The following is a 19,011-nucleotide window of genomic DNA, read 5'->3' on the forward strand; positions in this document are numbered from 1 at the left end:
GAGAGCTACCTGAACACCTATTATTCACCAGAACATCAGGAAATGAAGCGAGTATTTCAGCAAAATCAAGATGTGGGTTTTTTCCTTTCGTCCCAATCCTGCATTAATCTATATAATTGATATCGTTGTCGCCGTCAAAATCTTCTGCCTCTGCATTTGGTTGTGCGGTACTTTACACAACTAATAATTCAAAGACGACAATCTCGTTAAAATGATCCTTAACATTTCTTTTTCGTGATGTGGCATCTTCAGTGTCGGATTCTTTCCTGTCAATTTGTATATTGTTATGCCATCGTTGGTTTCCTGTATCCTGATAATATCGTCAAGCTTAATGGTGTGCGCTTTTTCAGAACCATAATGTAACAATTTTTTTTGAGTGAGATAAATTGGTCCTGAGCTGATCAGTTTGGAATAGGTTCCGCCATATTTCGAACGCATTGCTCTTTCCTCATACCAGGCAACATTCTCGATATGTAAATGACAGCTTTCGCTTTTCTGTAGGCTGATCAGTGGGTTGAGTAAAGGTAGTGGCGTGTTTTCCAGTGCCCAGTAGAGTTTTCCATGATTGAACAGTTGCGTGGTCCGGGCATCTGAGTTCGGTGTTATATTTAAATTCTGACAGAGCATTTTCCATTGCTCTTCGTCCCTTGGGGAGATCCGTTTGGTATGTATGAGTTTGGTAAAATACTGGGTGACGAAATTGGTGCGGATTTTACTGGAAATTTCTGTTATTATCTTTTTCGGAAGTTGTAACTGTTCCTCCAGGCGGTCAAGCTGGGTTCTTTCTTCCTCTGAAAAACGCCCGTCTGCGATAGCCTTTACATAACATTTTTCATAGACTGTTGCACCGATTTCCCAGGTCAAGAAAGATACCTGGCTATCGTCAAGGGCTAGGATCTGTTGGAGGTATTCCAGTTTCTTACGGTTGCCAAGCTCAAATTTGAAGTCCTGGATCAGGTTATTGAGCATAACCGCGTAAAACTCTTCCATATTCAGTCTAAATTCTTCCGCCAGTATAATTCCATACCGGTTGCCAATTTCTGCTATTTGCTCTTTGGTAATCATCGCAATGGGCTGGGTAGCCAAAAGGTTGTTAACCTCTATGATGGCATTTTCAATTGGCTGCTGCCCAAATATCCTCTGCATCAGGCTCGGGCGTAGAAGGTTTTTCTGTTGGTATACCATGGCTTAATATTTTCTGTATTCTTCGTAAATCGGGGAGTTCCAGTTGCAAACCCCTCCATGCCAGGAGCAGGCACCGCGCCCACTTGCGCCGGATGTTGTACCATCACAACAAAGGGTGATATAACCCGAGATTCTGCGTTTTAAGGGGTTGATTTTGTTGTAAAGTGTTTTGGCTCCGGAATAGTTAAGGTCACGCGATCTGCCAAGATCCGCTACTGCCAATTTTATTTTGCCAAGCTTGTAATAACAGTAGGCCCGGTCATAAAGCAGTTTTGGATCTTCGCCGTGGTCACCCAGCATTTTGTCAAAATGGTTCAGTGCGGATTGATATTTTTTCCATTTGAGCAGGTCTTCTCCGCGGACAGAGTCCCGGTCGTTTGTCGCTTTTCCAAGCGCGACGGTATCCGCTATGGTCGTGAGAAAGGTGGCCGCCGTAACCAGTGCGGCGTCTGCCTTTTCGGGGTTGTGTTTTTGGGCACTATAGCGGGATAGATATAGGTTCAGGCTGTCCAGTCGTTTCCTGTTTTCTTCTTTTTTTATTTCCTGTTGTCTTTTTTCCCTGGCGAGATCAGCGATACGCTGTTTTTCGGCAAGTATATCCGCATGGTGGTAATGGACCAATAAAGGAATTAGTGTAATCCCGGCAAGTATATAGCTTCCTAGCCTGATCCGCTTGGTCAGGGAAAATCGCAGCTTGTGTTCCAGCCAGGATCTTCCCGAGGGAAGAGTGACAAGAGCGGCAAAGCCCAGGACCAGCGAGATGACCGGATGGGGGATATATACTGCTGCGAAAATGAGCAGCACGATAAAAATAATAGTGTCAATGATTTCTTTACCGGTTTTTTTTGGCTTTTTATTCGGGTCGTTTTTCTTCGTGTTAAAATAATCGGGCAATACCTTTGCAGGTTGAGGAATGAGGTCCGGGATATATTTATGTCTGGACATGAGCGCGTATGTTTAGGAGGTTAATGTAGTGTTTTTTACTGCTTGTTTATGTCAGTCAACGGCCTTTTATATTGTTGCTGTCCACGATTTGAAACTCATCGACCTTATTGTCTACGTCAAGCTGGACGATAAACCATTTTGCCCGGACAGGTGGAGTATAGTGCTGGATGATGGGATAGAAAAGTTGCTTGTCTCTGCCATTGTAGTTTTCGGGTTTGCCAAGCAGGGCAATGAGTTCGTCCCTGGTCAGCCCTTTGATTTTCTGATGACTGATAAGATCCTTCAGCATTGTGTCACGGAAAACATATCCCATGCTATCCCTCTTAGACCACTTTTTGCTGTCAAATGTTGTTTTTTGGGTATTGCTGTTACATGCAAAAATTGCGCAGATGAGTAATGCAGGAAAAAGATTTCTTGAGATCTCCATTTATATTTTTTCTTCAATTAGGCTAAAATAGAAAGATTGATTGTTTTTTCAGTATGGAAAACCGTAAAGCAATGGTAAGTTACTCTTTCGCATCTCCAATATAGCTTTAATTGGAAATTTTGGATGTTCCGCTTCCTATCTTCCATGTGATATTAGAACCTATCGGGGATCAGCAGTTTCTCAATATTGTAATTTCTGCAGTTTGCCACTCATTAGTATTCCCGTAGAAAAGTTAAATTTTGTATTCTCTCCAAACCAAAGCGATTTCATCAGGAAAAAAAATACCGGCTCAGGCTTTTTTGCAATCAGAAATCTTTTATTCAGCCCGCTAAAAATCTCCTTGCTTCCTGGTGATCAATAAGGCAGTTCTAGAAAAAACGGGGAAACTTACATTACAAATACGGGAAATTCCCCCTAGTCTGCCTGCCGGTAAGCCGATACATTTGATCCATACATTAAGCAAAAATAATTGTCATGAAAAACAATGTTCTGCCTAGGGCCTTGGGCCCTTAGATAGGGAAATCCAATAAAATCTGGCAACTAAAAATTTAAACAACTTAATTCAATCAAAATGAACTCTTGCTCAATTGCCTTTTCGGTGGCGCTTGCATTAATCGTCATCCTCTTTTTATCGCTTAATAGCCGGCTTCTAGACGCCTTAAAAGACATGAGCGTCTTGGCCAGCGACCAGCGCTCCTACAGCCTTGCAAAGACCACGCTGTTTTTCTGGACGGTGCTTATCCTGCTTTCTATATGTTATTTGGGTATCGTTCTGGGCAAAGTCCCTGAGCTCAACGAAGGTGTTTTAGCCCTGCTTGGAATCGCCGCTGGCACTACAGCAACAGCAGCCACAATCGACTCTTTACAGAGTCAGGATCCAAAGATTGCACGCATCCAGGACAATTCGAAAACCGAAAATTTCTTTTTAGATATCCTTTCAGATAAAGACGGGATCAGCACCACTAGGCTGCAGACCTTTATTTTCAACATCATTTACGGCTGCTATTTTATATCGGTAGTGATCAGCGATGAAAAGCTTTTTCTTTTTCCCGCCAAAACGCTTATGCTTCTTGGTATTAGTTCCGGTGCATACGCACTGTTAAAAGTCACCGAAAACCGCCCTGTCACAAAATAGATCCCCGCGAACAAAACGGATACAATTGCTTAAAGAAAAAATAAATCAATCTAAAAATCAAACACTAAACTAAAACAACATGAAAGTTCAGAAAAAAACTAATCCGCTAGTCGAAATTCAACTGGCCGAAATGGGTCAGATCAGTTTGTCAATAGCAATAGGCAATGCGCAATTTGGCGGAAACCAGGTAAAATTTACCGATTCAGACCAGATCTTCCACAAAGGAGATGTGAATAATTTGGCCCTTGGCGAGGCCGATAGTCTTCGTGGAAGAACTTTAGAAATAATCACCAATGTACTTGACATTAACCCGGGTACCAATAACATCATCGTTACCGATTATTTTTCAGGCGGTTCGCCCGGTCAGATCGTTACCACAGATACTGTATCAAATAGCGGGGACATCTGCTCCATTACCGCTACTTATAAGTTTAAATAGCAATCACATGAAAAAGCTACTCATATTTACACTCACCTGCATGGCATTTTACGCAAACGCGCAGGTGCAGGTCAAAATGAATGACCTCATCATTCCCGACGCCCCAGGACTAATCCTTGGGGATAAAGCACCCACAATGGTCAGTAAACCTTCTACGCCAAGGGCATTCAGCGCAAGCCTGATGACTCTGGCCGAAGGCGGAGCAATTGAAGTTTCGCCGTATTGGCTAAGCAATAAACCCAATTATACCTATAATGATTTTATTGATGAAAAATTTCCGTTTTTGCAGACATTCACTTTTTCAGTAGCTACTTATAAAGAAAAAAACACCTTTGGCTTTGCCCCTGGTATACGTGCTCAGTTGCTGAAACTTTATAGTAAGCGTGGCCACCAAAATATCCAAAAGAAAGCTGGAGATCTCTTGTCACTATTGAGTCAGGGAACCACAATAAATCAGGATTCTATTACCAAAGCAAACGAGGCGCTGGAAGAGGCGTCGCAGCAAGGGCTCTTTGTTGTAGAATTTGCCGCCGCCGTACTTGGCAAGTCGACTGAAGGTTACCTTAAGAATCTGAACTTTGATAAATCGGGCACATGGTTAAATATCAAATGGCAGCCTGCAAAGTTTCCGGTTGGCCTTGTTGGGCTGGCAAGCTACTCGTGGAAAAACCATACTTCGAGCCAGGACAGTTCGGCTATGGATTTTGGTGCGGGCTTAAAGTTTGCGAAAGCGAAATGGGATCTTTCTGCCGAGTATGTGAATAGAAGGGAAACCGGAGGCAAACACTATGACCGTCTGGCCTTCGCAGTCAACTATGCGATCAACGAAAATATAGTTTTAGTGGGGTCAGTAGGTAAAGATTTATCAGGCGTCAATAACATTATTTCTTTATTGGGCTTTAAGGTCGGTTTGTCAAGGAATGTAGCGAAAAATCAATAAAAATCCAGCAAAATAAATTGTCAGATCCTCGTTTAAATTTGTTAATTTAACTCACAAGCAATTGACCTAAAATTACTTACGCGAGAACCATTAATAAACACGCTCTGACAATAAATCATCTAAATCAAATTATTATGGCAAAGAAAAACAAAACCATGAAGGTTCACGGCTATGACAGTGCTCAAAACGAAGTTGAGATCACCCGCGAACAGCCTTTTTCCGATGTAAGTACAGGCAAACATTACGGAATGCCTGTGACACCTGAAGCTTTCCTTAACATGATCAGGCGCTTCAAAGACCAGGTGCAAAACCCGGACCCCAAAAATCCTTTTAAGGATGTACTTTGGGTGGAATTCAGTAAAGCCTCAATCTTTAGAATTCTTTCTCAGGAAGATTGCGAATACATCCGGTTTTATATGGCAATCCCTGATGAGAGTTCGGGTAAGGCCAGCCTCTCCCTGCAAGGGGTAAAAGCAGACGGGAGTACCATCAAGCGTGAAATACTGGAAAGTATCGCCCAACAGATGGAAACCGATTCCACTGCCGAAGATCAGACCCTGACCATGCAGAGAGAAGATTTGCCACCACCTGTTGAGGAAAAAGGAAATGAAGGAGCAACCTTACATGGTGAACCTGTTAAATCGCTCAATGCGTTTATCTCCAAACCTGAATGGTCGTTCCAGAACAAAAGCTTTTCAGCGTTTATTTCCGACCTTCATGATTTTCAGGTAGAGAAGTTCTAGGCATGTTCCGCTTACAGTACATTTATTACCTGCTGATGCTGGCCTGCTTTATTAGAAGTCTGTTTTATATAAAGTTTTACAGGGTCAGGCTGCTGGCCCTGTTGCTGCTTATTTCCGTTATAACGGAGATAATGGTAGAAATATGCATCTATAAAAAAATGAACTACTACATTTTTTACCATTTTTTCAATATCTGCGAATACACTTTTATAACCCTGATCCTTTATGACTGTATACCTTATCACCCGGTTAAAAAGGCTATGCAGATATCGATACCGGTTTTTGCGGCCATTTCGGTATTGATCACCCTAAACCTGCAGGACGTTTTAAAGTTGCCGAGCATCAGCAACAGTATTGAAGGCCTGTTGGTAATTACCTGGTGCCTGACAACTATGTGGTCCATTGAACCCATTGATGAACGGAGCATTTTTCGACGGTCGTCCTTCTGGATTGCACTGGCCTTCTTTGTGTATTTTATTGGTACGCTTCCCTTTAATGCAATATACAACTCGATGATGGCCGTAAAATCAATGAAAATAAGTACCAGGGTTAATTTTTCAATAATCAACTCCATTGGCAATTACGGATTGTATATCCTTTTGCTGATCGGTTTATCTCAATACAGATGGAAGAAATCTATTCAGCCATTATCATAATATCAATGATTATTCTGGTGCTTTCCGGAGGCATTATTTTCGCAATCATCAATTATAAGGATAAACAGTCCAGGTTTTTGCTTGAAAAACGGGCTATGGAAGAGGAGTTTTCCGGTCAGCTGCTACAGTCGCGGATAGAAGTCCAGGAAATTACTTTTGCCGCAATGTCCAAGGAACTGCATGATAATATCGGGCAGTTGTTGAGCAGTGCAAAAATGCATATTGGTTTGGCAGAAAGGGCATTTCCCCAAACCGTTCCATTATTAAATGCTGCGAATGAAACAATTGCAGATGCTATATCCGAACTTCGGTCACTTGCCAGATCTTTGGACAGGGAATGGCTTGAACGCTTTGATCTTTTGACAAACCTAAAGGCCGAATGCCAGCGGCTTGGATCAACCGCAGCATTTGAAATCAGTTTTATTCACCCTTCGAGAATACTGATGGCCCCTGATCGGCAGATCATACTCTTTAGGATCATACAGGAAGCCATACAAAATGCCATCCGCCATGCTAAACCAAAATACTTATCCATCCATATCCTCACCGCTGATAACCAAGATGCCCTTCACATCAAAATCAGTGATGATGGTCCAGGTTTCACTGAACCGGAAGAAGCAGGATTGGGAATGAGTAATATGCGGCAAAGGAGTCTCCTGCTCAAAGGAAAAATAGAATGGATTAATACTGGACAAGGCACCCAGGTTAATATGGAATTACCACTAAATGACATCCCAGATGAAAGTTAATATAGGATTGGTCGACGACCATTTGATTTTTTTGGAATCGCTGGCACTTATGCTGGAGAGTTTCAAGGAATACAATATTTGCGTTAAGGCAACAAATGGAGAAGACTTGAAGCGAAAAATGAAGGGCCTTGAAAATTCGCCGGACATGATGCTCATCGATGTAAATATGCCGGTAATGGACGGTATTGCGACAGCAAAGTGGATGAGGGAAAACCATCCTGTAACGAAGCTTGTCGCGCTCTCGATGAACAATACTGACCAGGCAATAATTGAAATGCTCCGTGCCGGGTGCTGTTCCTATCTGCTGAAAGACACCCATCCAAATGTTTTTGAAACTGCTTTAGTTGCAATAAATAAGAACGGTGAATTTAGCGGTGATATCAGTCATCATAAACTAAGGGCCTTGATCAGTTATAAGGAAGAGAAAAAAGAGATCTTTAGTGAACGGGAGACTGCTTTTTTGGAGCTGGCCTGCAGTGATATGACTTATAAGGAAATTGCTGCTAAAATGTTCCTCAGTGAGCGTACCATTGATGGTTACCGCGAAAAATTATTTGAAAAGCTCCAGGTCCAAAGCCGTGTCGGTATGGCGCTCGAGGCCATCAGACGAAATATCGTTCAGTTGAAAAAGACCTAATCATACTGTAAGCCGATGGGCATTTCACTTAGATGGGAAGTTTAAGTGCAGGTTTTACTTCTTCACCAATACCATGTTTTATTAGGACTTATTTTCCTTAGCTTTTAAGACTACGCCGAACATTTATTTATTTGATCCTCACTATAATTTTATTGAATGCAATATAGGCCTGTATTTCACCTGCAAAATTTTCTCAACAATACTTCTGAGGTAATCGCCATCTTTGGTTGGTCGCCAAGTGGTAAATAATAGAAATCAACCTCGCCACGGTAGTTTTTAAAAGCTTCTTTATATCTGGGGTGCCCCCAGGCATTACAGGACTCTAATAAATGTTGATATATTCTTTCGCTTAAATTTTTGCTCACCCCAATATATATACATTCCGTTTTTTGATTTTTAATAAAATAAGCATATACGCCCGCAAGGTTTTTTACAGACTCAAATTTCTTTCTGATCTGTTGGTATGTAGTAACTCCATAATGTTCAAAACATTCTTCTCCATGGCAGATAGTTAGCGATTTCCATGGGCCTTCCCCAATGTTGCCAAGCATTCTTTTATCTAAAAACTCTATAAAATCTTCGTTACTGATGAGGTTCTCATGAGTGATGTTGAGTTTTTCTTCCATTTTAATATCTTTTATCCACAAGGGTCTTCGAAGAGGTAAATTCTTTTTTATTGAACATCATCTCTTATACCAGCTCTCAAGTATTTGTAACGCTTTGATGCTGAAATAATCTCTAAGGTGTTAAATTATGTGAGTCATGTGGCTTATGAAATTGTTTCCCCTGCTGAAATCAAAGGACTTTTGTGACGTTGTTATTCTCAACTAGCCATATTTCGCAGGGAAATTTCTTGTTAAGGAAATTGAAAAGTTCTCTTGCATTTTCAAACGAAGCTATGTGTAGCGATTCACTAATAGCCATGCTGAAAACAGGTCTTCCATTTTCATAATAACCTTTATAATAATAAGTAGTATCAGAATTGCTTTCTCCAATCATCCAGAATTTCTCGGACATGGCCATATTTTTTGTTTATTGAGAATTATTTAATTGGGTCCATTTCCTTGCCTTTCATAATAGAAATGCCTTCCATGTTTTTTCTACTCCGGTTCTTTGGTTGGATTTGTTTCACCATCCTTGAGTGCTTTCAGGACCGGAATCAAAAATTTGTCATACTCCTCTACGGTTTGAATAGGGTCTCTTCCGTTAATTGTAATACTATTGGTTAGTTCGTCTTTATAAACCACGAAAAATGCTTTATAACGCTCATCCCACCAAAGTATAAAGGGGTAAGGTTCTTTATGATAAAAATCTTTAGGAAGATCATAATAATTTGGATAGAGCGACCAGCCTAGTTTTTCGATAAATTCTTTAGATATTTCCATTTCGAGATACGTTGTTTTTAAAAATAGTTATTTTTTAGTATTATATGTGAATATTTTGGTGGTGTACAACCATAGGTGGCTAATGATATTGTAAGAATGCTTAAGATATGATCGAGAGGGTTTTAATTTTTATTAGAGCAGACCATCACCGAGAAATGCTTGTCATCACCCGCGGTAAATTCGAGTTTGGCATGATCTCCATAGCTGAGCTTCAACCTTTTTTCAATGTTTTCCAATCCCTTGTGAAAGCCTGCGGCTTTAAAACCTGTTTTAATTTTGTTATTGGTTGAGATCCTGAGCCCTGCATTGCTGAGGGATATATTAATTTTAGCAGGATCTTGCGCATCATGTATATCGCCGTGTTTAAAAAGGTTCTCCACCAGGGTAAGCAGGACAAGGGGGATAAACCTGATTTCTTTTGCTTCAGATGGATAAATAAATTCAACGAAAAGCCTTTCTTTAAATCTCAGCCGATAAAGCCTGATCAGTGTTTCGACCTGTTGGATTTCCCCTGATAGTGTTGGTTCCGCTTCGCCGTCCCTGGAATTAATGGCGAAGCGCATCAGCTCAGATAAGTCGATGACAGCCTGTGCGGTTTTTTCATCTGTCCGCAGTACGCTGTCATGGATAAATCCGAGGATGTTGAATATCAGGTGTGGATTGATCTGGGCTTTCAGGTAGGCATTAGTCGTCTCATGAAGGGTAACTTCCAGTTCTTTGGTGTGTATATAGTTTTCGTATTTCTGGCGCTCTGCCAGTTCTTTTTTTCTCCTTTCCTCTTCGTAGCGTAGAAACATAAAGTAGAAACATGACAGTCCGATAAATAACAGTGCCCTCCAGAGGGTCTGGAGGAGGTTTGGTATAGTCAGATAGTCAATGTATGTTTTTACCCAGTCGTCCGGCCATTTGATAAGCACGTCGATCAAGATTTTTAGCCCTAGGAACAGTAAGATCTCGCCTACCATTGTAAGGGTCAGTATAAGCCATCTATAATCACTGGCCTTTACGGCGTTCTGCCGGAGTAGTGCTGTGTTGGAATAGAATAAGATGATATTGAGGGTGTAGTGTAGCAAATATCCCACCGGACTGCCAAACCTTCCTACAGCGAAGCCGATGAGAAGGATCTCACTGATGATGTATAACGACCATCCGATTAGGTGGATCCGGTAGCATTTTGCCCATTGAAGAATTTTCTTGGTCATCTCGTTTTGAAGATTGGTGTACGCATATTGAATTTTGGTGTACTATTTTTTTTTGACCTGTTTTATGGCGCTAGTTTCATTCAAAAATCTATGCAAAAATGAAACAGAAACCGTTAAGGCTGACCAAAAAAACAGTATTCGTTTTCAGGTCGCAAAAGGGTAAGGGAGCATCCTCTACGGACCCTACCGAAACCAGTGTAATCATTATTGCCACAGAGACCATCAGGACTGGGGCATAATCTGATCAAGAACTCCGGCCGGATCTTATCAGTTTTTTTTCAGCATAATTCATTACAGTTTCCTTATATTCTTTGCCGATAGGTATAATATTGTTGCCTGTTATCCTTACGCTGTTCCCTAGGATCTGTTCGATCTTGTCCAGGTTCAGAATAAACGACCGATGTACCCTTACCAGTTTGGTATTGGCCAGTTCTCTCTCGATCCTTCCCATGGTAATCTTCATGTCGTGCTTCTGGTCGGCCATGTTCAGTCTGACGTAGTTTTTTGATGCTTCTATAAAGAGAAGATCTGATATATACAGCTTTAAGGTTCTGTTTTTCTCCGCGGTTTTGATAAATAGGATATCCTTTTCATGGTAGATTGATTTTACTAGCCTTTTATCGATGAGATGACGTATAGAATCGATAAATTTTATTTTTCCGATGGGTTTTACTAGGTAATCATCGGCGTGGATGCCAAATGCATCAATGGCGTACTGGGAATATGCTGTGGTGAAGACGGTTAGTTTTATTTTATCCTTTAGCTTGGCGGCAAGCTCGATACCGGAAATGTTTGGCATGTCAACATCTATAAAGAGGATGTCGATATTGTCGGTGGGGCTGATGCCAGCAAGTGCCTGCAAGGGATCTGTGAAGCTTTTGACCAGTTTTAGCTCCGGTATCTGGTTAATGTGTTCGGTAAGGGTAGAGATTGCATAGTCCTCATCATCAATGATGGCGCATGTGTAGTTTTCCATAAAACGGTTTATTTGGTAGCATGTATATCAAGCAAATGATAGTAGTCAGCCAAATCATGTTTGGAAAGCTATCTGATCATTTGTTATTCAGTTGTTCTTTTTTCAAATGCCTAATGTTTTCTCGCTGATTGGCAATCAATTCGTCTTTGATGATGCTGTGGTTCTGTTCAATAGTCAGTCGCTCTGTAAGCGTTTTAATTTGCTCTATCCAATTATCCACTTCCGCTTTTCTGAAAGTGGCAAGGGGGTTCTTCTGAATAATAGTAATTGAAAAAATCATGATTTAGAACCCTACAGCACACAAGTAATAATTCGGTATCCACAGATTCACGCTCAAAGATGTCATAAACAGTTTCACGGGATTTGTTAAGTAGTTTTCCCAATTCTGTTGCGCCAATCTTATGTTTATCTGCTTGCTTCCTTATCTCCTTGCCGATGTGAATTGCCATTTACAAATTTTTTCATTTGTATTTTAGTAAATGGTGTAGGGATGTGTGATATAACTACACATAGTGTGTGATATTATTTAGCTATTTTTGGAAAGTTTACGTTCAAATAGCCATCTCTTATAGCGAGAAGTACATTAGCCAAATTGTATGCATAAATAGGATTTAAGGGAAGATTTTAATTTGATCTTACCTAACATTATGGATTACAAGTTGCGAAATGGACTGGGCTTAATCTCCCGGTTTATTTGAGAAAGAAGTATTATTATTTAAGAAATTTATTTATTGCTTATTTTAGTTTTAAGTTGAAAAAGGTATTCCTTCCCATTCTTCCCAACCTTCGCAATGTGCTCATTTCTTGGTCGTCTATTTAATAAATCGGTAATCTTTCGCGATTCCATCACCTCATTCTGTACTACAGTTGGCATTGCTCCGAGAAGTGCTTTCGCTGACATTGGTTGATCCAATAAACCTTTCATAATCAGTTCGTCCAAATATTTCCCCAAATCAATTTTCCGTAGATGAGGTTTTGGATTTACACCAAATTGTTCAAGTTTTTTGATTGCTAGCTGCGTAGATTTTGGCAGATTGCTTTTTAAGGGTATTTTATGGTTAGGGTTTAATATCTCATAGTTTTCGAGGCCATATATTTTGGCTATATCTTTGGAATCCTGTATGTCAGCGTTTTGCTTCCCGGACTCTATTCTAGAGTATTTTAATTTTTTTAATTTGGATAATTCTTCAACAATCTCTTGGGTTAGATTGAAGGAAATTCTATAATTTTTAATGATATGTCTAAAACGCTCATTCTCATCCATATATTTATTTTTTTAATCGTGATATCTTATTTTGATATTTCGATTTTATTTATTATGTTTGTTATCAGTAATTTAAAGCGACGATAATAGGTGTAGATTTTACACTATACGATGTCACTCATGAACGAAACCGTCAATTTCCACATGAGCCGATCGTGAGTTCGCCATTTCTATTGGATATTTCTATCTTTGATATATTATTCAATAGGGCGAATCTCATGTTAGTCTTTTGTGGGACCTAGGCTTTGTCTAGGAGGTTCTTGACGGTACCAGTTTCAAAAGCATTGAGGTTCGCCCTATTGAGTTTCTCAATGGATCTTCATTGCTTTGTGAGATGATTTCGTTTATAACCAGTTATAAATCCATTATGGAGACGAAAACATTAACCGCAAAAATCCCGTGCCTGTACCGTAGCTACATCCGGTTTGCCAAACAGTTGTTGATAAAGAACGTATTCTGTACACCAGAATAAGTGTGTGCTATTATCGGTAAGGTTTTAGTTGCACAAGAAGAGGGTGCCTGAAAAGCGGAAAAGCTGTTCACGGTGCTGCCGTTCCTGTCTACAGTTGAACCTTGTTTGTTCCAATAAGTGTCCAAAGCCGAAAGGGTGTCAGATTTCCGGTTTTATGGTTTTTAGCGATTCCCTAAAATTATAGTTTTTTGCATCAATTTCAAAATCTGGATGTTTGTGGTTTTTTGGCGGCGGTGTTTTTATGGGCAGGCTGCGGTTAATTTTTTTAGAAGTTATGAATCCATCTGTTTTAAACTGTTATCCTTTTGACCGGCTTTATGCGTTGAAGCCGAAGAATCCGGTATAGGGTTTTGTGCATTGGACAGGCTGGCCTTGATGGTTAATGATTTGAAATAGGTTCTTTGATAATGGCCTGTCCTTGCTTTCTTTTTTCTTCCTTTCTTTTTATCAACTAAACCAAACAGATTTATGTTAAAAACGATAAAACCGATCGTATGGGCTGTGCCATGTCTTTTTTTTAAGGGTGGTGGCTTGCCGGATTTTAAGTTGCCTTTAAGGCTGTCCGTGTCTGGGCCGGGCGGGTGCAGCCTGTATTCTTTATATTCTTTCTGCTTACGCTTTTCATTGGCGGGCGTCTTTTGTATTTTTTCTGCTTTTTTTGTGCATGGTCAGGACAGGGCTCCTGGTGTGCTGCGTATTGGGGACAGGATTCCTGACAGTGTATGGAATGCGGTGCATACTGTTTCCAGGGGTGGGGTGGTTGCTGCTGAAAGTCTTGCCGGTTACAGGGGTAAACTTTTGATACTTGATTTCTGGAGTACCTGGTGCGGTCCGTGTATCCGTTCGCTGCCTGAACTGGATTCGATCGGGAGAAGGTTTGGTGACCGGGTACAGGTGGTGCTGGTGACGAAAAACACGGAGGCGATTTTAGGTGCCTTTATGAAAAACAGTGATTATGGGAGAGGGGTTAAGCTGCCTTTTGTCCTGAATGATAGTCTGTTGAATATGCGGTTCCCTCATAAGAGCATTTCCCATCAGGTATTTATTGATAGGGATGGTGTGGTGAGGGCGATTACGGGGGTAAATGGGGCAACCTTGCCCCATATAGAGGCCATTCTTCGCGGTGCGCCGATCGACTTTCCGTTAAAGGATGATTTTTCGGTGCGTGTTAAATCCGAGCAGAAATGAGGCGGGGCGGTTTGGTTGTCGATGGGTTCTGGTGGTGCCATCTGCGGTTTTTATGGTGTATAGTATTTTTTCTTGGTTTGCATGTTTCTCTGACTGCTCAGGAAAGGGCTGGTAAAGTTGTCTGGGGAAGGGTGCTTGCTGTGGGGCAGGGCAGTCCCATTGTTGGTGCTGTAGTTGAGGCAGGGGGAAGGAAGACCGGTACGGACGGCGAGGGGAATTTTATGCTTTTACTTTCTGCGAGTATAGTGAGGGGGGAACTGAAGGTTTCTCATCTGGGTTTTAAGGCCCGGTCTGTTCCTTTTGATCTCAGTGCTGACCAGAAGCTGCTCGTTTCGCTGGAAGAGGATGCTACCGATCTAGGGTCGGTGAACATTTCAACGGGTTATGAGAGCAGGCCAAGGGAGCGGCTGACGGGTTCTTTTGAGCTGGTGGACAATAAGAGGCTCAATGCCCTGTTCGGTCCTAATATTCTTAACAGGCTGGAGGGGACGGCTGCAGGTGTGTCCTTTGATCGGGATGGTCAGCGCCCGGGGCTTATGGTGAGGGGGCTGAGCAGTATCAATGCGCCCAAGTCTCCGTTGATTGTTTTGGACAATTTTCCATATGCGGGGGATATCAATAATATCAATCCCAATGACATTGAGAGTATTACGATCTTAAAGGATGCTGCGGCTTCTTCGATCTGGGGCGCGAGGGCTGGCAACGGGGTGGTTGTGATCACTTCTAAAAAAGGCCGGCGTGGACAGCCCTTGTCCATTTCGCTGAACAACAACGTTAGTTTCACGCAGCGACCGGATATATATAAAAGCAGGGATTTTATCTCTTCGGCGGATTATATCGATCTGGAAAGCTTTCTTTTTGGTAAGGGGTTTTACCAGTCTACCCTGGACAATACCTTTACTTATCCGGTGGTGTCGCCTGTAGTGGAGCTTCTGGCTAAACGGAGTACATTGGGAGAAGCTGGGCAGGCGGAGATCGACAGGCAGATTGCGGCCTTAAAGAACAATGATGTGAGAAGGGATATTGGCAGGTACCTGTATAAAACGGGTTTTGCGCAGCAGTATGCCCTTAATATCAATGGTGGGGCTGAGCGGATGCTTTATTATTATTCGGCTGGGTATGACAGGGGAGAAAATCATCTGAGCGTCAAAAATGACCGTTTTTCCCTGCGTGCACAGAATAGCTTTGATCTGACAGATAAGCTTTCGCTTTCGACAGGACTGGTTTTCACGGTGGGCAGTGGTGCTTCCGGCAGACCGGATTACGCTGCGATCAGGCCCGCGCCTTCCCAGGCACTCTATCCTTATGCCAGGCTGGCGGATGATGCGGGTAACCCGCTTACTATTCCCAGAATCTATAGGGAAAGTTATGTGGCCACGGCAGGGGGAGGTAAACTTTTGGACTGGCGGTATTATCCGCTGGAGGATTATCAGCATGTAGAAAACGGGCAGAAGACCCTGGATCTGGTGGCAAATGTAAACCTGGAGTATAAAGTGTTTTCCTGGCTAAAGGCCGGGCTGCGTTATCAGTTTGAAAGGCAGAACCTGGACGGGAAAAATCTGTATGGGGAGGGCAGTTTCTTTGCAAGGGACCTGATCAACCAGTTTACCCAGATCAACCCCGCCACGGGAGCGTTAAAATATATCGTACCGAGGGGAGGGATCCTGGATCTGAACAGGTCTGTGCTGAATGCCCACAATTTTAGGGCACAGGTCAACCTGGACAGATCGTGGGGAGACCACAGCCTGACCGGCCTGATTGGAATGGAGGCCGGAAGGAACAGTGTGGAGGGAGCTTCATACCGGAGTTATGGTTACAATGATGATCTGGGTGTGGTCACCGGTCTGATTGATCCGGTGAACCGTTATCCTTTATTTTACGGGGGGATGGGAACGGTCGGCAATGCCAATACTTTTAACGGTACGGACAACCGTTCGCTTTCGTACTTCGCAAATGCGGCTTACAGCTTTAGGGGAAAGTACAGTCTTTCCGGGAGTGTCCGAAAGGATCAGTCCAATCTTTTTGGGGTGAGGACCAACCAGCGGGGTAGGCCTTTCTGGTCGGCAGGTGCTGCCTGGGAAGTATCAAAAGAGGACTTTTTTCGTTCTGAGCTGTTTCCCTATCTCAAACTTCGGATGACCTATGGTTCGAGCGGGAATCTCGACAATTCGATGTCGGCACTTACGGTGATGAGCTATTCTTCAGCGCCCAATTCACAGACAGGTTTTACGCAGGCGCTGATCAACAAGTTTGCGAATCCGGAACTGAGATGGGAGAAGACACAGATGGCCAACATCGGTATTGACTTTGCCCTCCGGGGCGACAGGATATCGGGAAGCCTTGAATATTATGAAAAAAGAGGGAGTGACCTGTTGGGGGATGCGCTGGTAGATCCGACTGCGGGACTAAAGGTAGCGACGGTGCGTAAGAATGTGGCCAGTATGAAGGGTAGGGGCGCTGAACTGACATTGAGAACGTTAAATATCAAAGGAGTGGTCAGGTGGACGAGTTCACTGCTCTTCAGTTATAACCTGAACAGGGTCAAGGATTATTACTTGAGTACCTATCAGGGTTCAGTTTATATCAATCAGGGGAACCTGGTTACCCCGGTTCCAGGTTATCCTGTTTATTCAATCTTTAGTTACCGCTGGGCAGGGCTTGATCCTGCTACGGGAGATCCTCAGGGTTATCTGGGCGGTGCGGTGAGCAAAGATTATGCGGCGATTACTGGCACGGGGACACAGGTAGCAGATCTAGTCTACAATGGCCCTTCAACGCCTGTTTATTCTGGCGCCTTTGGCAATACGGTAGTTTATGGGGATTTTGAGTTTTCGGTCAATCTGATCTATAAGCTCGGGTATTATTTCAGGAAGAATTCCATTGATTACAGCAGCCTTTTCTCTGCAGGGGTACAGCACAGTGATTATGCAGACCGCTGGCAGGTACTTGGTGATGAGCTGCGGACCCAGGTGCCCTCACTCATCTATCCGGCCAATGCCGGACGGGATGCGCTGTACGCGGGTTCAGCGGCATTGGTCAGGAAGGGGGACCATGTCCGCCTGCAGTATGTTTCGCTTAGTTATGAGCTTCGGCAGCAGCGTTTTAAGCGCCTGCCCTTTAAGGGGCTGAAGCTGACCCTCAATGCCTCCAATCTGGGGGTGCTCTGGAGTGCCAATAAAGATGGGATCGATCCGGATTATCCTTATGCCCTGACTCCGCCCGGAACATTCAGTTTTGGCCTGAAGGCTACATTCTAAAATTAAAAATAAGATATGATGAGCAATAAAATATATAAATTTTCGGTGCTGCTGATTTTGCTTTTGGGCATAACACTGTGTTATGGATGTGAAAAGTTCCTGGATGCAAAACCAGACAAAGCTTTACAGGTACCCACTACGCTTGCCGATATGGAGGCTTTGATGGATTATGCGGATGATATGAATAATGCCAGCCCGGCCGCGCAGGAAAACTGTTCGGATGATTATTACCTGCTGGACAATACCTGGAACGGGCTCACTTCGTTAACCAGAAAAAACCTGTATATCTGGGAGCGTGATGTTTTCAATGATGGACCGGGACCAGGGGACTGGGGTTCGGCCTACATCCCGGCCTATAGGGCTAATATTGTGCTGGAAAAATTGCCCGGTATCGACAGGACTCCTGCAAATGCGGGCCAGTATGACCGGGTGAAAGGGGCTTCGCTTTTTTTTAGGTCCAGGGCTTTCTGGGAAGCCCTGCAGATATGGGCGAAGGCCTATGATGCATCCAGCGCTTCCTCGGATCCCGGTGTGCCACTGCGCGTGGGGCCGGATTTTAATGTGGTATCGGTACGCTCCAGTATACAGGACTGTTACCAGCAGGTAATCTCTGACCTCAGATCGGCGGTCCGGCTTTTGCCTGTTTCGCCACAGCATGTGATGCGTCCTTCCAGACCTGCGGCATATGGTATGTTGGCAAGGGTATCTCTGGGTATGGGTGACTATGGGCAGGCAGGGCTTTACGCGGATTCCTGTCTTCAGCTGACAGGAAATCTGGTCGACTATAATACTTTGAGCCCATCGGCAGCCTTCCCCATTCCCAGGTTTAATGCGGAGGTGGTATTCAACAGTTCCATGCCGGCCACGACGAATTCGATCAGCGGACGGGTCGATTCTGCGCTGTATCAGTCCTATTCGGAGAACGATCTGAGGAAAAAGATTTATTTCAAGGCATTTGCTGTGTCCTCAGGTGGGGGGATGGGTTTTAAGGGAAGTTACTATGGCGCGAATAATCTTTTTAACGGGATCGCAGTAGATGAAATGATGCTCATCAGGGCGGAAAGTTATGCCAGAGGGGGAAAGAATTTATCGGCCCTGGCGGATCTGAATGCACTTTTGGTCAAACGGTATATGACAGGGAGTTATGTTGCCTACACGGTTTCCGGCGTTCCGGATGTGCTTGGCCTTGTATTAAAAGAGAGAAGGAAAGAATTGGTGTTCAGAGGGCTGAGGTGGCCGGACCTCAAACGTCTGAACAGGGAGTCACGGTTTGCGGTGACCATTAAAAGAGTGTTGAACGGTGTGGTTTATTCAGTGCCGCCAAATGATAAAAGATATGCAATCTGTATTCCAAATACAGTTATAGCGCAAAGTGGTATCCCACAGAATTAGGGGATTAAGTGGTCGAATG

20 protein-coding genes are annotated in these 19,011 nt (G+C 43.1%); 11 read left to right on the top strand and 9 right to left on the bottom strand.

Annotated elements, in window-relative coordinates:
• Positions 1-180: 180 nt before the first annotated feature.
• Genes EYS08_RS02820 through EYS08_RS02830 form a run of 3 tightly spaced genes read right to left on the bottom strand, consistent with a single transcriptional unit; the run spans position 181 to position 2,557 of the window.
• Positions 181-1,146 carry a hypothetical protein gene (locus tag EYS08_RS02820; RefSeq protein WP_131028339.1) on the bottom strand — a complete coding sequence of 322 codons (966 nt, stop codon included), beginning with the start codon at positions 1,144-1,146 and terminating at the stop codon, positions 181-183.
• A gap of 42 nt (positions 1,147-1,188) precedes the next feature.
• Positions 1,189-2,130, bottom strand: a complete 942-nt coding sequence (locus tag EYS08_RS02825; protein WP_131028340.1) for a tol-pal system YbgF family protein — start codon at positions 2,128-2,130, stop codon at positions 1,189-1,191.
• A 55-nt stretch (positions 2,131-2,185) separates the two neighbouring features.
• Positions 2,186-2,557 (bottom strand): hypothetical protein, encoded by a 372-nt coding sequence (locus EYS08_RS02830; protein ID WP_131028341.1) that lies wholly within the window; start codon positions 2,555-2,557, stop codon positions 2,186-2,188.
• Between the two features lie 571 nt (positions 2,558-3,128).
• Between EYS08_RS02830 and EYS08_RS02835 the strand changes: the two genes are divergently transcribed.
• The 7 genes from EYS08_RS02835 (at position 3,129) to EYS08_RS02865 (ending at position 7,856) form a co-directional block, all read left to right on the top strand.
• The gene (locus tag EYS08_RS02835) at positions 3,129-3,692 is read left to right on the top strand and encodes a hypothetical protein (protein ID WP_131028342.1); all 564 of its coding nucleotides are present in this window, start codon (positions 3,129-3,131) and stop codon (positions 3,690-3,692) included.
• A gap of 79 nt (positions 3,693-3,771) precedes the next feature.
• On the top strand, positions 3,772-4,131 hold the full coding sequence (locus tag EYS08_RS02840; RefSeq protein ID WP_131028343.1) for a hypothetical protein: 360 nt from the start codon (positions 3,772-3,774) through the stop codon (positions 4,129-4,131).
• A gap of 7 nt (positions 4,132-4,138) precedes the next feature.
• Positions 4,139-5,071: a hypothetical protein gene (locus tag EYS08_RS02845; RefSeq protein ID WP_131028344.1), complete on the top strand. Its 933-nt coding sequence runs from the start codon at positions 4,139-4,141 to the stop codon at positions 5,069-5,071.
• A 134-nt stretch (positions 5,072-5,205) separates the two neighbouring features.
• Positions 5,206-5,814, top strand: coding sequence for a hypothetical protein (locus tag EYS08_RS02850; RefSeq protein WP_131028345.1), 609 nt, complete (start codon positions 5,206-5,208; stop codon positions 5,812-5,814).
• Between the two features lie 158 nt (positions 5,815-5,972).
• A complete protein-coding gene (locus EYS08_RS02855) occupies positions 5,973-6,470 on the top strand; it encodes a hypothetical protein (protein ID WP_131028346.1) in 498 nt (165 codons plus the stop codon).
• Positions 6,440-7,219, top strand: coding sequence for a sensor histidine kinase (locus EYS08_RS02860; RefSeq protein ID WP_131028347.1), 780 nt, complete (start codon positions 6,440-6,442; stop codon positions 7,217-7,219). Before EYS08_RS02855 ends, EYS08_RS02860 begins: the two co-directional genes overlap by 31 nt.
• Positions 7,209-7,856: a response regulator transcription factor gene (locus tag EYS08_RS02865; RefSeq protein ID WP_208745775.1), complete on the top strand. Its 648-nt coding sequence runs from the start codon at positions 7,209-7,211 to the stop codon at positions 7,854-7,856. The genes EYS08_RS02860 and EYS08_RS02865 overlap by 11 nt, the downstream gene beginning before the upstream one ends.
• Positions 7,857-8,032: 176 nt before the next feature.
• Here EYS08_RS02865 and EYS08_RS02870 read toward each other — a convergent pair whose 3' ends face one another.
• The 3 genes from EYS08_RS02870 to EYS08_RS02880 form a co-directional block, all read right to left on the bottom strand.
• Positions 8,033-8,482, bottom strand: coding sequence for a GIY-YIG nuclease family protein (locus tag EYS08_RS02870; RefSeq protein ID WP_131028349.1), 450 nt, complete (start codon positions 8,480-8,482; stop codon positions 8,033-8,035).
• Between the two features lie 474 nt (positions 8,483-8,956).
• On the bottom strand, positions 8,957-9,241 hold the full coding sequence (locus EYS08_RS02875) for a hypothetical protein (RefSeq protein WP_131028350.1): 285 nt from the start codon (positions 9,239-9,241) through the stop codon (positions 8,957-8,959).
• A gap of 122 nt (positions 9,242-9,363) precedes the next feature.
• Complete coding sequence (locus tag EYS08_RS02880; RefSeq protein WP_131028351.1) at positions 9,364-10,443, bottom strand: sensor histidine kinase; 1,080 nt, start codon at positions 10,441-10,443, stop codon at positions 9,364-9,366.
• A gap of 98 nt (positions 10,444-10,541) precedes the next feature.
• Here EYS08_RS02880 and EYS08_RS25620 point away from each other — a divergent pair, with 98 nt between their 5' ends.
• The gene (locus tag EYS08_RS25620) at positions 10,542-10,682 is read left to right on the top strand and encodes a hypothetical protein (protein ID WP_165456349.1); all 141 of its coding nucleotides are present in this window, start codon (positions 10,542-10,544) and stop codon (positions 10,680-10,682) included.
• Between the two features lie 5 nt (positions 10,683-10,687).
• On the opposite strand, the gene EYS08_RS02885 is transcribed toward EYS08_RS25620, so the two are convergent.
• The 3 genes from EYS08_RS02885 to EYS08_RS02895 all read right to left on the bottom strand — a co-directional run bounded on the left by EYS08_RS02885 (position 10,688) and on the right by EYS08_RS02895 (position 12,683).
• The gene (locus EYS08_RS02885; RefSeq protein WP_131028352.1) at positions 10,688-11,419 is read right to left on the bottom strand and encodes a LytR/AlgR family response regulator transcription factor; all 732 of its coding nucleotides are present in this window, start codon (positions 11,417-11,419) and stop codon (positions 10,688-10,690) included.
• A 76-nt stretch (positions 11,420-11,495) separates the two neighbouring features.
• A complete protein-coding gene (locus tag EYS08_RS02890; RefSeq protein ID WP_131028353.1) occupies positions 11,496-11,699 on the bottom strand; it encodes a hypothetical protein in 204 nt (67 codons plus the stop codon).
• Positions 11,700-12,143: 444 nt separating this feature from the next.
• A complete protein-coding gene (locus EYS08_RS02895; protein WP_131028354.1) occupies positions 12,144-12,683 on the bottom strand; it encodes a helix-turn-helix domain-containing protein in 540 nt (179 codons plus the stop codon).
• A gap of 1,132 nt (positions 12,684-13,815) precedes the next feature.
• Here EYS08_RS02895 and EYS08_RS02900 point away from each other — a divergent pair.
• Genes EYS08_RS02900 through EYS08_RS02910 form a run of 3 tightly spaced genes read left to right on the top strand, consistent with a single transcriptional unit; the run spans position 13,816 to position 18,992 of the window.
• Positions 13,816-14,343 carry a TlpA family protein disulfide reductase gene (locus EYS08_RS02900; RefSeq protein WP_165456350.1) on the top strand — a complete coding sequence of 176 codons (528 nt, stop codon included), beginning with the start codon at positions 13,816-13,818 and terminating at the stop codon, positions 14,341-14,343.
• Positions 14,340-17,600 (top strand): SusC/RagA family TonB-linked outer membrane protein, encoded by a 3,261-nt coding sequence (locus EYS08_RS02905; RefSeq protein ID WP_131028356.1) that lies wholly within the window; start codon positions 14,340-14,342, stop codon positions 17,598-17,600. Before EYS08_RS02900 ends, EYS08_RS02905 begins: the two co-directional genes overlap by 4 nt.
• A gap of 15 nt (positions 17,601-17,615) precedes the next feature.
• Complete coding sequence (locus EYS08_RS02910; protein ID WP_131028357.1) at positions 17,616-18,992, top strand: RagB/SusD family nutrient uptake outer membrane protein; 1,377 nt, start codon at positions 17,616-17,618, stop codon at positions 18,990-18,992.
• Positions 18,993-19,011 lie beyond the last annotated feature (19 nt).

This window comes from Pedobacter kyonggii (assembly GCF_004310665.1).
Classification (GTDB): domain Bacteria; phylum Bacteroidota; class Bacteroidia; order Sphingobacteriales; family Sphingobacteriaceae; genus Pedobacter; species Pedobacter kyonggii.

Bases quoted from the DNA above. Each gene is read 5' to 3' on its own strand.
- EYS08_RS02820 (WP_131028339.1), bottom strand. From the start codon at position 1,146: ATGCAGAGGATATTTGGGCAGCAGCCAATTGAAAATGCCATCATAGAG.
- EYS08_RS02825 (WP_131028340.1), bottom strand. From the start codon at position 2,130: ATGTCCAGACATAAATATATCCCGGACCTCATTCCTCAACCTGCAAAG.
- EYS08_RS02830 (WP_131028341.1), bottom strand. From the start codon at position 2,557: ATGGAGATCTCAAGAAATCTTTTTCCTGCATTACTCATCTGCGCAATT.
- EYS08_RS02835 (WP_131028342.1), top strand. From the start codon at position 3,129: ATGAACTCTTGCTCAATTGCCTTTTCGGTGGCGCTTGCATTAATCGTC.
- EYS08_RS02840 (WP_131028343.1), top strand. From the start codon at position 3,772: ATGAAAGTTCAGAAAAAAACTAATCCGCTAGTCGAAATTCAACTGGCC.
- EYS08_RS02845 (WP_131028344.1), top strand. From the start codon at position 4,139: ATGAAAAAGCTACTCATATTTACACTCACCTGCATGGCATTTTACGCA.
- EYS08_RS02850 (WP_131028345.1), top strand. From the start codon at position 5,206: ATGGCAAAGAAAAACAAAACCATGAAGGTTCACGGCTATGACAGTGCT.
- EYS08_RS02855 (WP_131028346.1), top strand. From the start codon at position 5,973: ATGAACTACTACATTTTTTACCATTTTTTCAATATCTGCGAATACACT.
- EYS08_RS02860 (WP_131028347.1), top strand. From the start codon at position 6,440: ATGGAAGAAATCTATTCAGCCATTATCATAATATCAATGATTATTCTG.
- EYS08_RS02865 (WP_208745775.1), top strand. From the start codon at position 7,209: ATGAAAGTTAATATAGGATTGGTCGACGACCATTTGATTTTTTTGGAA.
- EYS08_RS02870 (WP_131028349.1), bottom strand. From the start codon at position 8,482: ATGGAAGAAAAACTCAACATCACTCATGAGAACCTCATCAGTAACGAA.
- EYS08_RS02875 (WP_131028350.1), bottom strand. From the start codon at position 9,241: ATGGAAATATCTAAAGAATTTATCGAAAAACTAGGCTGGTCGCTCTAT.
- EYS08_RS02880 (WP_131028351.1), bottom strand. From the start codon at position 10,443: ATGACCAAGAAAATTCTTCAATGGGCAAAATGCTACCGGATCCACCTA.
- EYS08_RS25620 (WP_165456349.1), top strand. From the start codon at position 10,542: ATGAAACAGAAACCGTTAAGGCTGACCAAAAAAACAGTATTCGTTTTC.
- EYS08_RS02885 (WP_131028352.1), bottom strand. From the start codon at position 11,419: ATGGAAAACTACACATGCGCCATCATTGATGATGAGGACTATGCAATC.
- EYS08_RS02890 (WP_131028353.1), bottom strand. From the start codon at position 11,699: ATGATTTTTTCAATTACTATTATTCAGAAGAACCCCCTTGCCACTTTC.
- EYS08_RS02895 (WP_131028354.1), bottom strand. From the start codon at position 12,683: ATGGATGAGAATGAGCGTTTTAGACATATCATTAAAAATTATAGAATT.
- EYS08_RS02905 (WP_131028356.1), top strand. From the start codon at position 14,340: ATGAGGCGGGGCGGTTTGGTTGTCGATGGGTTCTGGTGGTGCCATCTG.
- EYS08_RS02910 (WP_131028357.1), top strand. From the start codon at position 17,616: ATGATGAGCAATAAAATATATAAATTTTCGGTGCTGCTGATTTTGCTT.